The following is a 12,931-nucleotide window of genomic DNA, read 5'->3' as shown; positions in this document are numbered from 1 at the left end:
TAATGAACGAGTCAATAATTTTAGGGATAGAGTCGTCCTGTGACGATACTTCTGCGGCAGTGATCAGAGGTAATGAGATTCTCTCCAATATTGCAGCAAATCAGGAAATTCACAACTTATACGGCGGGGTTGTCCCCGAACTGGCTTCCCGTGCGCATCAGCAAAACATCATTCCAGTTGTACAGCAGTCCATAACCAGAGCAAATATACAACAAAATGATATTGACGCCGTAGGCTTCACCCGGGGTCCCGGTCTGTTGGGATCACTGCTTGTGGGAACCTCCTTTGCTAAATCACTGGCTATGAGCCTGAATGTACCCTTAATTGAGGTAAATCATCTCCAGGCCCACATTTTAGCGCATTTTATTGCCGATGCAAATCCTGTGCCTCCGAAATTCCCTTTTCTATGCCTTACTGTAAGTGGCGGACATACCATGATTGTGCTGGTTAAGGATTACTTTGACATGCAGATCATCGGTAAAACTACGGACGATGCGGCTGGTGAAGCCTTCGACAAGATTGGAAAGATATTTGGCCTGGATTACCCGGCCGGTCCCATCATTGACAGATTAGCCAAGGACGGAAATCCTACGGCCTACGAATTCAGCAAGCCGAAGATGCAGGACTACGATTACTCCTTTAGCGGCATTAAAACTTCAGTGCTTTATTTTATCCAAAAAGAAATCAGGAAGAATCCGGAATTCATCAGCGAAAACATAAATGACCTTTGTGCCTCTGTTCAGAAAAGTATCGTAGATATCCTGATGCAGAAACTTACAAAGGCAGCTACTGAACTGAAAATTTCCGAAGTTGCGATAGCAGGAGGTGTTTCAGCCAACTCAGCACTGAGAGAAGCAATGCAGGATACAGGACGACGATTAGGTTGGAATATTTATATACCAAAATTTGAGTATACTACAGATAACGCCGCAATGATTGCCATGGTAGCAAAACTCAAATTTGAACGTGGTGAATTTTCGGACCTCTCCGTTTCTGCCGCAGCCAGGTATGATCTGGTGACTGATTTCACTAATAAGGATTAATTCATACAGTGATGAAATTATTTTTTGGCGAAATTTTCCCCGAAGTTAAGATTGATGAAGATGAACAGCAGCACATCCTTAAGGTTTTGCGTATGCGTGATGGTGATGAAATTACAGTCACTGACGGAAAAGGAAATGCGGCAAACGGCCAGCTGATCCTGGAGGGTAAAAAAGTTATTTTGGATAATGTAAAATACCTTCCGCCGGCTCTACCCTTTTCCCTGAACCTTCATATTGCGATTGCACCAACCAAAAATATAGACCGTATCGAATTTTTCGTGGAAAAAGCCACTGAAATGGGCATCAGCGAGATAACATTCTTACTGACGGAAAAGACGGAACGGCGGAATTTGAACTTCGAAAAATTACAGAAGCAGGTGATCGCCGCATCCAAACAGTCGCTTCGTTTTCACTTTCCAAAGGTGAACAACCTAACTAAGTTTTCAGATTTTATTCAGAAACAGGCCCCCGGGGAAACATTTGTAGCACACTGTGATTCTGCTTTTGAGAGAAGAGAACTCCATCAGATTCCTTCTATGGACAGTATAACCTTTATGATAGGACCTGAGGGCGATTTCAGTCCGGCAGAGATTACGCTGCTGGCAGACGCTGGCATCACAGCGGTTTCGCTGGGAAATCAAAGGTTACGCACCGAAACGGCAGGTACATTTGTAGCAGCATGGAATTACAACCGGATAAATGGAGGACTATAGTATACGTTGAGCATTTATCTTCTGCAAAAGTGGCTCGTGGAACCTAACTTATCAAACTTTGAGATTTCGAGAGAGGTCACATAAGTAAATTTCATGGCAAGGAGGCAAATGGAACTTCAGAAGATTTCCAATGATCTGTTTGAGAGCCACGCTAACTACAACCTATCCTTATTGCTTCCCGTCATTCTTGAAGGGAATATTTTTAACCAGCAATTAACTTTAAGATTGAATTTCTATTCAGTCTTTTTATACGTTTCTCCTCTACTAAAGCTTCTTTTTTTGTTTGGTATGGCGCTATATAAACCACTCTCCAGTCACGTACAGAAGAGGTGAATTTATGCAGGCCATTAAGATGATGATTGAGACGCTGTGCTACATCGGTTGAAAACCCTTTGTAGTAAACATCTATTTCAGCCGAATATAGAATATAAACATAGCACATAAATAAATTCTAAGTTAAGAATTAAATAGTACTGTTGGAAAATTACTTGTGGACTATATAAAACAAAAAAGCCCCAAAATGGGGCTTTATGCAATCCGGACGGGACTCGAACCCGTCTCGTCATGAATGACGAGATGACAGGGCAGCATTCTAACCCTTTATTAACTTCTCAATTGATGCTCTATTCTATTTCAGCAGAATATAGAATATAAACATAGTACGTAAATGAATTCTAAGTTAAGAATTAAACAGTACTGTTGGAAAATTACTTGTGGACTATATAAAACAAAAAAGCCCCAAAATGGGGCTGCATGCGATCCGGACGGGACTCGAACCCGTCTCGTCATGAATGACGAGATGACAGGGCAGCATTCTAACCCTTAATTAACTTCCCAATTGATGCTCTATTCAGTCTTCTTATACGTTTCTCCTCTACTAAAGCTTCTTTTTTTGTTTGGTATGGCGCTATATAAACCACTCTCCAGTCACGTACAGAAGAGGTGAATTTATGCAGGCCATTAAGATGATGATTGAGACGCTGTGCTACATCGGTTGAAAACCCTTTGTAATAAACATCTATTTCAGCCGAATATAGAATATAAACATAGTACATAAATGAATTCTAAGTTAAGAATTAAATAGTACTGTTGGATAATTACTTGTGGCCTATATAAAACAAAAAAGCCCCAAAATGGGGCTTTATGCGATCCGGACGGGACTCGAACCCGTCTCGTCATTCATGACGAGATGACAGGGTAGCATTCTAACCCTTTATTAACTTCTCAATTGATGCTCTATTCAGTCTTTTTATACGTTTCTCCTCTACTAAAGCTTCTTTTTTTGTTTGGTATGGCGCTATATAAACCACTCTCCAGTCACGTACAGAAGAGGTGAATTTATGCAGGCCATTAAGATGATGATTGAGACGTTGTGCTACATCGGTTGAAAACCCTTTGTAGTAAACATCTATTTCAGCCGAATATAGAATATAAACATAGTACATAAATAAATTCTAAGTTAAGAATTAAAATAGTACTGTTGGATAATTACTTGTGGCCTATATAAAACAAAAAAGCCCCTAAATGGGGCTTTATGCGATCCGGACGGGACTCGAACCCGCGACCTCCGCCGTGACAGGGCGGCATTCTAACCAGCTGAACTACCGGATCAGATTTTAAAAAGTTCTGATAAACTTCAATTTTAACTCCTGCATCTCACTTCTGATAATGCGTACTTCAACATCTGATGACGTGAATAATAAGCTGCGATCCGGACGGGACTCGAACCCGCGACCTCCGCCGTGACAGGGCGGCATTCTAACCAGCTGAACTACCGGATCAGATTTTAAAAAGTTCTGATAAACTTTTGTATCCATCTGGACTCGAACCCGTCTCGTCACTCTTGACGAGAGCATTCTAACCAGCTGAACTACCGGATCAGATTTTAAAAAGTTCTGATAAACTTTTGTATCCATCTGAACTCGAACCCGTCTCGTCACTCTTGACGAGATGACAGGGCGGCATTCTAACCAGCTGAACTACCGGATCAGATTTTAAAAAGTTCTGATAAACTTTTGTATCCATCTGGACTCGAACCCGTCTCGTCACTCTTGACGAGAGCATTCTAACCAGCTGAACTATCTTACCAATTAATGTTAAAGAACTTCTTCCTTTTTGGTGAGTGCAAAAGTACACAAATTTCTATACGGCACCAATTTTTTATTAATAAAAATACTTCCCCCGAAGGGAAAGCATTCATTATCAATCTGATTATTTTTATAAATGTGCTGAAAGTTTTTCAGAAATAACCTCTTTTGAAGCTACACCTACAATCTTATCTACCACCTCTCCATTTTTGAAGATGAGCACAGTCGGTATATTTCTGATACCATAATCTACAGAAACCTGCTGATTATTATCTACATCTACCTTACCCACTATAGCCTTTCCTTCAAAATCGGCGGCAACTTCTTCGATAATGGGTCCAAGCATACGGCATGGTCCGCACCATACTGCCCAAAAATCTACAAGTACCGGTTTATCTGATTTAAGCACTGTTTCCTGAAACGAGCTGTCTGTAATCTCTATTGCCATTTTTTATATTTTTTTATTAATACTGTATGAACTATTGCAAATGTACACTTTTATAGGTCAACCCTCTTCATGTGGCACCTATTCTAACTATTTACACTTTCTATATTATAACTTCCGCAATTTTCTGCAATGCATCAGCCAAAACGTCAATTTCATCTGTCGTTGTAAGATGACTAAAGGATACACGCAGTGGTGTGGTGGTGTTCAGTTCTTCATCATTAAGGAGCATCAGCATCACCATTGAAGGCTTAGAGGCACCTGAAGAACAGGCGCTCCCCTGTGAAACCGCGATACCCTGCATATCGAGCTTCATACCAATCATGGGATCTTTAAAAGGAAGCAAGACACTTAATACCGTATAGAGACTGCTATGTTCACTACTCCTTCCATTAAACTTAACACCGGGGACACTTTCTGATATCCTCTTAACGGCATAATCCTTAATTTGTATGATATGCTCAGAATATTCTTTCATATGCTTCATCGCAAGTTCCATTGCGGCGCCAAGCCCTACAATTCCGGCAACATTTTCAGTACCGGCTCTCAAGCTTCTTTCCTGAGGACCTCCGGTGATCAAAGCTTTCAGACCGGAAGACTTTCTTATAAATGCGAAACCGCTGCCCTTTGGACCGTGGAATTTATGAGCACTGCAGGACGCAAAATCCACCGGAATGTCTGAGAAATCAAGATCCATATGTGCCATACTCTGTACGGTATCCGAGTGAAACAATGCATTAAACTCTTTACAGATTGTTGCGACCTTCTTAAGGTCTATCATGTTACCAATTTCATTATTGGCATGCATAAGGGAAACCAGTGTCTTAGCGTCTGATTGCTTCAGCACTTCCTCCAGCTGCACCAAATCTATATCGCCTTTCTTATCCGGACGAAGGTAAACCACCTCAACATTCTTACGGTTTTTCATTTCCGCAACCGTTTCGGCAACACATTTATGTTCGATGGGTGATGTAATTATCCTGGTAACGCCCAAATTACGCACACAAGATTTAATAATCATGTTATTGCTTTCGGTACCGCAAGAGGTGAAAATAATCTCTGCCGGACTTACACGTAGATAATCCGCAATCTTCCTCCGCACATTTTCAATAAGGATTTTAGCTTCCTGACCAAAGCTGTGGGTGGATGATGGATTTCCAAAGTTTTTCATGGCTGCAACCATTTCAGTAATTACCTGATCTGCAATAGGTGTAGTTGCAGCGTTATCCAAATAGACTTTCTTCATGAGGAGTACGTGTTATAGCTTTCAAAATTAATGAAAAAAACGGAAATAGCTTTCGTCGGCCCAGTTCAGCATGGGCTTGTCACCCGCCGTATCGCCAAAGGCTATTATCTTGTCAAATTTCCGCCCCTTGATTTCTGCGCGAATGCGGTTAAGTTTTTCATTACCGTTACAATTAGGCGTAATAAACCTACCTGTAAACACATCATCCCTAAATTCTGCTTCCGTAGCCAGAAGTTTCATATTGAACTTCTGTGCAAACGGGCGGACCCAAATATCCAGCGAGGCGGTAACCAGCCAACTTTCAGTTTGAGCCGGATCACGGCTGTTCAGAAAATCAAGCGCATTCTGCCGCATTACAGCGGGGAAATTCTCGTTAAAAAACCTATCCGATTCTTCTTCAATCCGGCTACGTCTTTCACCTTTAAGTACTGAGGATATGAAACTTTTCTTAACCGTCTCAGCATCCATAAGCCTTAATTTCAATAATATAAAAAGAGGAATGTGAAGTACAAATCTGATGTAAAACCTACGGGCATTATAGTGCCTAAGAAACATGAACATGGTGTCCCTATAGGTAAGGGTACCGTCAAAATCAAAGCAATAAAGTTTTCTCATCAGATAAATATCAGAGTTTAAGTTTAACAAAAATAAACTCCGGAATATTCTTTATAACAAACATTATAAGACGCCAAACAGGCAAAACATAAATGACATTACGTTTATTTCTGTAAGCTGTATAAATATTTGCGGCTGCCCTGGATGGTGTAACTGTAAGTACAGGATTGAGCGGCAGCCCCTCGGTCATTTTAGTCCTCATAAATCCCGGTTTCACTGTCATTATGTGTACGCGCCGGTGGTGCATATAATTACGCAGACCACTTAAGTATGCGGTCAGTCCGGCTTTGGCACTTCCATAAATAAAATTGCTTTGCCTGCCCCGGTCTCCCGCCACCGACGAAAGCACAATCATGGTTCCTCCGCGGCGGCGTTCCATTTTCTCAGCAAAATGCGTCAACAGCGGAATGAGACGGCTAAAGTTAATATCCAGAACTCTGGTTGTATTTTTTGTGTCATAAAGACCTTCCTCACTGTCCATACCCAGATATCCAACCGCACAGAACAGGAGCGATGACTCAACCCGCTCAAAACGTGAAAAATTGAGTTCGGAGGTAAGGTCCAGCATTACAATCTCTGACTCCTGCAGATATTTAACCTGAAGATGCTGTGCAAATTTGTGTGCGAGTTCAGGTTCGGAGGTAAACAGATACAGTTTTTCCAAATTTCCGTCCCGCTGCAGGACCTCTTCCACAAAAGCCTGGGCCACTTCCGAATTACTGCCTAATACAATCATTGCCTATTTCTTTTGCTGTTTGTGCCGTGTGTAGTTTGCGACGTAATGGTGCTGTTCAGGATTCTTTTATGCTGAAGCGACACAAATTTGGGATTTTCCACATTCCTTAAATAGTTGGTTAATGAGTTTTTACTCATCGAATCCTTGGTCAGATAAATTCTTCCGCCATAGTTCTCAACTATAGTATCCAGCTGTGCTACCAATGTGGGAAGTTCCAGGTTCACCTTAAAATCCAGTGCCAGCGTATACCCTTCCATCGGAAAAGAATTGTAGGCCAGTGGATTATTCTTACCAAACAGTTTAAGTACCGCCAAAAACGATCCATTACCACTTTCCGCAATGGCAGAAAGTATTTCCTGCATACCCTGACGGCCGTGCTCTTTCGGAATCACCATCTGATACTGGATAAAGCCCTTCTTCCCATAGATCCGGTTCCAGTTTCCCACTGCATCCAATGGAAAGAAAAACCTTTCATAATCTACAATATTCTCTGTTCTTTTCTGCCTTTGCTGAGCATAATACAGTTTATTAAACAGTTTCACTGTGAATCTGTTCAGCAGGACGGAAGGCAGATATGCCGGCACTGAAGGCAGCAGCCGCTTCTTTATTACGTAAGGGGTTTCGCGCTTCTTTGCATCAATTTCATTTCTGGTGGCATGTTCGCCACGCATCAGAATGGACCGCCCTATACTGTTGCCCGTTTGCAGGCAGTCTATCCAGGCCACATTGTACGTCCACGAGTCACTCTCCTCGAACAGGGAAAAGATCTGGTCCAGATTTTCAGCTTTTATGCTTTCCTGCCGGATATAAGCAGTTTCTATATTACGGAGTTTGAAAACGGCCGAAAGTATGATACCTGTAAGGCCCATCCCTCCAATGGTGGACCAAAACAGATGTGCATTTTCGGTTTCCGAGCAGTTATGTACAGAACCGTCTTCAATCATTAGTTTAAATGAAATCAAATAATCTGAAAAACAACCCTCAGAATGATGATTTTTGCCATGCACATCGGAAGCAATGGCACCTCCAACGGTTATGAATTTGGTTCCGGGAGTAACATAGAGGAAATATCCCTGTTTAATTATAAGGTCCAGCACATCCGCCAGCAAAACCCCGGACTCACATTCGATTATCCCGTTAATCCGGTCAAAATTTATAAATTTATTCAGTCTTGCAGTGGAGAAAATATTTTCTGCCAGCGCAGCATCACCATAACATCTTCCGTTGCCCCTCGCAATTACTTCGTTATGTTGCTTAACAAAGGACCTGATTGCGGAGAGCGTGTCTGCGGTGCGGATATTCTTTGTTACCACAGGATAATTGCCCCAATTGGCTATCTTCTGTACAAAATTCTTCTTCATCCTAATTAAAACTGCTTATCATATATCAAGAGCAGAAAGGTAGCAAACCACATGGCAAGAGTTACCTGTATATAACGGTCTTTGTATATGATTTTTGTCGGAGATTCTGTCTTGTTATGCACAAGAGTTTGCTGAAGGTATCTCATAAATGCAAACACTACAAAAATAAATGTATAGAATATCCGGCTGCCAAACCGATCCTGCACCTCCGGCTGCACGGTGAACATAAGGTAGGAAATTATAGCGAGAGTAACGGATATTGACAGCGCAATATCGGCAAACTGAACATTATAACCATCCAGGGCTTTCCGCGTACGCCCGGAAATCTGGGCATTGATAAGTTCACCCCGCCGTTTGCCAAATGCAAGCACGAGTGCTAACACGAATGTAAGAAGGATGGCCCACTGGGATATAGGGATTCCTGAAATATAACCACCTGCCAGTACACGGAGCACGAAACCTGTTGCAATTATGGACACATCAATGATGGCTACATGTTTCAGATGAAAGGTATAGGCCACATTAAGCAATACATAGAACAGGATGACGGAGGAAAATTTTCCGACACTGATTCCGAGACAGAACTGCGAAACAGCCAATAACAGGAGTGCGGCTGCGAGCACCATAAACATAAAAGCAATCGCGGTACTCTTTGATATGGCACCGCTGGCAATCGGTCTGTTGCATTTTTCGGGATGCCTGCGGTCGGACTCTACATCGGAATAGTCGTTCAGAATATATATAAAGCTGGCGGCCAGAGAGAACACTACAAAAGCTGCTAAACTCTTTAAAACCAGATCAGCATTAGTGATGTTGCCGGAAAAAAACAGCGGAAGAAAAACAAAAAGGTTCTTGACCCACTGCTCCACACGTAGCAGTTTTATATATTTTGTCATAAATAATTTGAGGAATCAAGCGTAAAAATACGTTATTTTAAGACAATGCATTTTACAGGCAACAAAAAAAACTGCCAGGAGGCAGTTTACTATAAATATTAGGCTCAAGAAGTTCTTACTGTTCCTGCTGAGCTTCCTTAATCATATTTTCATTCGCAGTAATTGCAAATTCTACACGACGGTTATCTGCCCGGCCCGCTTCGGTGTCATTAGAGGACTTGGGATCACTTTCACCCATACCCATGGTGTACATGCGGCTGGAAGCCACTCCTTTGCCTACCAGATAGGACTTTACCGCAGCTGCTCTTCTTTCAGACAAAGCCTGGTTGTAACTATCCGTTCCTTTACTGTCAGTGTGACCATAAATATTAATGTTGGTGTCTTCATTATTTTTAAGAATATCCGCAAGTTTATCGAGGTTTGCTCTGGAGGTCGCTGAAAGTTCAGACGAATCAAAACCAAAATTCACCATTCTCTCCGGCAGAGTTACCTTAATTCCTTCATTTACCCTTTCAACTTCGGCGCCAGGCAGCGTTTGCTTTATCTCTTTAGCCTGTTGGTCCATTTTGCGACCAATCACATTACCGGCTACACCACCAATGATGCCCCCAAGGACAGCTCCCGCCGGCGCGTTGCCACCTTTACCCACATTGTTACCCAACACACCGCCGATAACAGCACCTGTAGATGCGCCTACAACGGTACCTCTTTGCTGGTGATTTGAATTCTGAATAGTTTCGCAACTCGTAAGCATAAGAGCCGCTGTAATTCCTGCTATATAAGTATTCCTTAATTTCATGATTTTATTATTTATTGATTATTTTGCAGTTCTCTGGAAATTATAAATTACATTAACGTTCTGACCTTCAAAAGGAACAGATTGCTGCACTGAAAACTGGTCGGCGGTCTGGTTTAACAAAGTAAGTGCATATCCGGTTTCATTCTCTTTCGGTTTTGTACCGTCAAAGATTTTCTTGAACTGAAAAGTAGTACCGCTTACCACCTCAAACTTAATTGGCTGCGTTTTTACCGGGCAGGCTCCGCCACCGTTCAATGTGTATGATCCTGTATAATTATTCGGTACCAGTACCCACTGGCTTCCTACGAAACACTGGGCATCGGCCCCTTCATCAAAAGGTCTTATCATATAAGATTTATCGTAATCTACACTTGTAATTTGCCATGTACCTTTCATCTTAAGAAATTCCGCTCTGTTGGCCTGGGCAGTTTTTGCAGTGGAGCAGGAAACAGCCAGCGAAGCTGCTGCAATTCCCGTTAAAAGTATTTTTTTCATTGTTTTAATATTTGATAATGGCAAACAGGCGAAAACCGTGCCAGCAAAAAAGTCTGAAAACAGAAAAAGCCCATAAAAATGGACTTTTTGTGACTAACTTTTTATTGAATGACAACAGCTTATTTAGCTTTTTTCTTTGCTGCCGGCTTTTTGGCTGCGGGCTTAGAAGCTTTGCTGTCAGCTTTGTAGAAATTGGTAAAAGCATATTCTGCCGCCTTATACAGGTCAATAACTCCCCCTGATCTGGAAATCATTTCAAAAGTGCTGTTCTTATCAGAATCAAGCATCGCACTGACTGTGGATTTATTTGACGTTTTAACCAGCGATTCAATTATCTGTTCGGGCTTCAGGTTGGGCATATAAGCCCACAGCACAGCTGCGGCACCCGCCACAACCGGAGAAGCCATGGAAGTCCCCTGTTCGTATTTGTATTTGCCATCGGGTACAGGTGCGTAGATCTCCTGCCCCGGAGCGAATACATCTACCATCTTCTGGTTATAATTGGAAAAGGAAGCTCTTAAAGATCCGGCGTCCTTCGTGCTGGCACCTACAACAATCATATTGTTAATGAAAGGTTTTTCATCGGCAGTACTTTTAAAGTTGCTTGGAAAATAAGTGTGTTCAGCAACGTTGTGGTTGTCATTTCCGGCCGCTTTAACCAAAAGAACCCCTTTGTCCTGCGCATATTTAAACGCATCCCAAACGACTTCCTTACCAGGTGAAACCGGCTTACCAAAGCTCATGTTCAGGATTTTTGCACCGTTATCCACCGCGTATCTAATGGCATTTGCCACGTCCTTGTCACGCTCATCACCGTTTGGAACTGTACGCACAGCCATAATTCGGGCTACCCGGGAGGCTACACCATACTGAACCTCATTCCCATGCGGAAGTCCTGCAATAATTCCGGCCACATGGGTACCATGTCCGGCATCCGGTCCCTCATAGTTATTATTTCCGTAATATCTCTCCGAATAATCCTCATAATTGTCGCCCACTATTTCAGAACGCGGATCGAAATCAAGGTTATAATGTTTGGTTGCCTGTGCTTCAAAGTGGTCTATAGCCTCCTTCATTTGCTCCTTCAGCATTTTCTCAACCTCTGCAGGTGTCTTTCCTGCAAAATCAGGATCGGCAGCGATTCCGGCCAATACCTGCGCAGACATAGCCTGCTCCTGTGTTGCAGGCTTAATGGCAGCAACCGTTGCCGGTGTAAGCACCTTACCGTTCAGCATAGACACCATGGTAGGAATAAGTGTGTTGATCATACTGTAGGTTTGATAGGCCTGCTTTGCTTCCATTCCCTTTTTCGTATAAAGTTCCTTGGATTTCATATACAGCTCAAACTCCGCGGGTCTCTTTGCCTGATTGGCTTTATTTTCAGCTGAATTGGGACCTTCAAAAATTTGCTGGTATTTTTTAACCATACGGGTTACCTCCAAATTGTCTGCATCTATATCGCCATTCTTGCCTCCTATGAAGTTCCAGCCATGTACATCGTCTATATACCCGTTCCCATCATCGTCCTTACCATTGTTAGGAACCTCGTTTGGATTTTTCCACATATTTTTTACTAGACCGGGATGATCTACCTCCACACCACTGTCCAATACTCCTACAACAACAGTTTTCGGCTTCAAACCTTTTGATTCCAGGAATTTATATGCATTATCGGTGTTTATTCCATAAACTTTGGTCGCAGAAAAATCTTTATGGTACCATGTCATCAGATCTTTATCCTTTGCAGGCTCCACGGCCGTTGTAGACTGTGCGCTGAACAATCCGAATCCAAAAAGGAAGGATGTTGCTATAAAAAGTCTTTTCATAAAATTAATATTGTATTGTTGAAATATTTCTAAGATAGGTAGTGGATTCCGGACCAATGTTACACAGAAGATCCAAAACGGATAAATCTTCAATGAAGCCGTGTTTGGCAGAAAAGGACTGGTAATACTCCGGCAAACCTTTTGGCTGCGCATTTTTTGCAGAGAAATGGTCGCGCAAATTATTATGTTCCGGTTCTTTTATGAATTCCTGTGTCATGGCAAAACTCACCTCTGTTTTCAGAAGTGATTGGATAACGTCGAGGACCATAAGGTTAAAGTCGAAAAGGTATTTTTTCTTTTCCGAATAGATGGTCTGCAGTTTATCTTCATAAAATTCAAAGTAAGGTGAACTTTGATAGGCTGTTTTAATTGATTTCCAGTGGATTTTCTGCCAGTCCTCAGCATAGGAGATCACAGTTTCCCTGTAAAGCCGGTTACCGTTGTGGCATACAGGTATCATTAATGCCAATTTCCCGTTAGCACCATAAATGATTGCGCGGTTGCGGTAAGTTTGCTTGGGAAAGTTCTCAAACTGCTCCAGCGTTATGCCGCGGTCAGGCTTTAAAAATTCAGCGTACCACGAAATAGGAGGAAGATAAAACAGAGGTAGTAAAACGTTCATTTGAGTTCTATTAAAATTAAAAAACGCGATCGGAACCGCGTTTTGTA

At 42.2% G+C, this 12,931-nt stretch carries 12 protein-coding genes and 2 tRNA genes; 2 read left to right on the top strand and 12 right to left on the bottom strand.

The genetic code is table 11. The annotated features are described in order from the left end of the window. Positions 1 to 2 precede the first annotated feature (2 nt). Both tsaD and P0M11_RS01265 read left to right on the top strand, forming a co-directional pair. Complete coding sequence (gene tsaD / locus P0M11_RS01270) at positions 3 to 1,043, top strand: tRNA (adenosine(37)-N6)-threonylcarbamoyltransferase complex transferase subunit TsaD (protein WP_275624101.1); 1,041 nt, start codon at positions 3 to 5, stop codon at positions 1,041 to 1,043. A gap of 11 nt (positions 1,044 to 1,054) precedes the next feature. Continuing rightward, positions 1,055 to 1,756, top strand: coding sequence for an RsmE family RNA methyltransferase (locus tag P0M11_RS01265; RefSeq protein WP_275624100.1), 702 nt, complete (start codon positions 1,055 to 1,057; stop codon positions 1,754 to 1,756). Positions 1,757 to 3,293: 1,537 nt separating this feature from the next. Here the strand turns inward: P0M11_RS01265 and P0M11_RS01260 are convergent. The 12 genes from P0M11_RS01260 to P0M11_RS01205 form a co-directional block, all read right to left on the bottom strand. Continuing rightward, a tRNA-Asp gene (locus P0M11_RS01260) sits at positions 3,294 to 3,367 on the bottom strand. A gap of 96 nt (positions 3,368 to 3,463) precedes the next feature. Then, positions 3,464 to 3,537, bottom strand: a tRNA-Asp gene (locus tag P0M11_RS01255). Positions 3,538 to 3,973: 436 nt separating this feature from the next. Next, positions 3,974 to 4,291 carry a thioredoxin gene (gene trxA, locus P0M11_RS01250; protein WP_275624099.1) on the bottom strand — a complete coding sequence of 106 codons (318 nt, stop codon included), beginning with the start codon at positions 4,289 to 4,291 and terminating at the stop codon, positions 3,974 to 3,976. A gap of 100 nt (positions 4,292 to 4,391) precedes the next feature. Further along, on the bottom strand, positions 4,392 to 5,534 hold the full coding sequence (locus P0M11_RS01245; protein ID WP_275624098.1) for a cysteine desulfurase family protein: 1,143 nt from the start codon (positions 5,532 to 5,534) through the stop codon (positions 4,392 to 4,394). Between the two features lie 27 nt (positions 5,535 to 5,561). Then, the gene (locus P0M11_RS01240) at positions 5,562 to 6,149 is read right to left on the bottom strand and encodes an HAD family hydrolase (RefSeq protein ID WP_275624097.1); all 588 of its coding nucleotides are present in this window, start codon (positions 6,147 to 6,149) and stop codon (positions 5,562 to 5,564) included. A 10-nt stretch (positions 6,150 to 6,159) separates the two neighbouring features. Further along, complete coding sequence (locus P0M11_RS01235) at positions 6,160 to 6,885, bottom strand: SDR family NAD(P)-dependent oxidoreductase (RefSeq protein ID WP_275624096.1); 726 nt, start codon at positions 6,883 to 6,885, stop codon at positions 6,160 to 6,162. After that, complete coding sequence (locus P0M11_RS01230) at positions 6,882 to 8,246, bottom strand: FAD-binding oxidoreductase (protein WP_275624095.1); 1,365 nt, start codon at positions 8,244 to 8,246, stop codon at positions 6,882 to 6,884. Before P0M11_RS01230 ends, P0M11_RS01235 begins: the two co-directional genes overlap by 4 nt. A gap of 5 nt (positions 8,247 to 8,251) precedes the next feature. Then, entirely contained in the window at positions 8,252 to 9,142 is an 891-nt protein-coding gene (locus tag P0M11_RS01225; RefSeq protein ID WP_158064822.1) for a decaprenyl-phosphate phosphoribosyltransferase, read from the bottom strand. 115 nt (positions 9,143 to 9,257) lie between these two features. Then, positions 9,258 to 9,941 carry an OmpA family protein gene (locus P0M11_RS01220; protein WP_158064823.1) on the bottom strand — a complete coding sequence of 228 codons (684 nt, stop codon included), beginning with the start codon at positions 9,939 to 9,941 and terminating at the stop codon, positions 9,258 to 9,260. 18 nt (positions 9,942 to 9,959) lie between these two features. Beyond that, a complete protein-coding gene (locus P0M11_RS01215) occupies positions 9,960 to 10,436 on the bottom strand; it encodes a lipocalin family protein (RefSeq protein ID WP_275624094.1) in 477 nt (158 codons plus the stop codon). Positions 10,437 to 10,555: 119 nt separating this feature from the next. Beyond that, entirely contained in the window at positions 10,556 to 12,262 is a 1,707-nt protein-coding gene (locus tag P0M11_RS01210) for a S8 family serine peptidase (RefSeq protein WP_275624093.1), read from the bottom strand. Between the two features lie 4 nt (positions 12,263 to 12,266). Then, positions 12,267 to 12,884, bottom strand: coding sequence for a WbqC family protein (locus tag P0M11_RS01205; RefSeq protein WP_275624092.1), 618 nt, complete (start codon positions 12,882 to 12,884; stop codon positions 12,267 to 12,269). Positions 12,885 to 12,931: the final 47 nt, after the last annotated feature.

This window comes from Kaistella sp. PBT33-4 (assembly GCF_029194425.1).
GTDB lineage: Bacteria > Bacteroidota > Bacteroidia > Flavobacteriales > Weeksellaceae > Marnyiella.
Note: the sequence above shows the minus strand (reverse complement) of the source record. Positions and strands in the feature narration are given on the sequence as shown.

Excerpts from the sequence above, each read along its gene's own strand:
- P0M11_RS01235 (WP_275624096.1), bottom strand. The coding sequence starts at position 6,885 with ATGATTGTATTAGGCAGTAATTCGGAAGTGGCCCAGGCTTTTGTGGAA.
- tsaD (WP_275624101.1), top strand. The coding sequence starts at position 3 with ATGAACGAGTCAATAATTTTAGGGATAGAGTCGTCCTGTGACGATACT.
- P0M11_RS01240 (WP_275624097.1), bottom strand. The coding sequence starts at position 6,149 with ATGAGAAAACTTTATTGCTTTGATTTTGACGGTACCCTTACCTATAGG.
- P0M11_RS01265 (WP_275624100.1), top strand. The coding sequence starts at position 1,055 with ATGAAATTATTTTTTGGCGAAATTTTCCCCGAAGTTAAGATTGATGAA.
- P0M11_RS01245 (WP_275624098.1), bottom strand. The coding sequence starts at position 5,534 with ATGAAGAAAGTCTATTTGGATAACGCTGCAACTACACCTATTGCAGAT.
- P0M11_RS01230 (WP_275624095.1), bottom strand. The coding sequence starts at position 8,246 with ATGAAGAAGAATTTTGTACAGAAGATAGCCAATTGGGGCAATTATCCT.
- trxA (WP_275624099.1), bottom strand. The coding sequence starts at position 4,291 with ATGGCAATAGAGATTACAGACAGCTCGTTTCAGGAAACAGTGCTTAAA.
- P0M11_RS01215 (WP_275624094.1), bottom strand. The coding sequence starts at position 10,436 with ATGAAAAAAATACTTTTAACGGGAATTGCAGCAGCTTCGCTGGCTGTT.
- P0M11_RS01220 (WP_158064823.1), bottom strand. The coding sequence starts at position 9,941 with ATGAAATTAAGGAATACTTATATAGCAGGAATTACAGCGGCTCTTATG.
- P0M11_RS01225 (WP_158064822.1), bottom strand. The coding sequence starts at position 9,142 with ATGACAAAATATATAAAACTGCTACGTGTGGAGCAGTGGGTCAAGAAC.
- P0M11_RS01205 (WP_275624092.1), bottom strand. The coding sequence starts at position 12,884 with ATGAACGTTTTACTACCTCTGTTTTATCTTCCTCCTATTTCGTGGTAC.
- P0M11_RS01210 (WP_275624093.1), bottom strand. The coding sequence starts at position 12,262 with ATGAAAAGACTTTTTATAGCAACATCCTTCCTTTTTGGATTCGGATTG.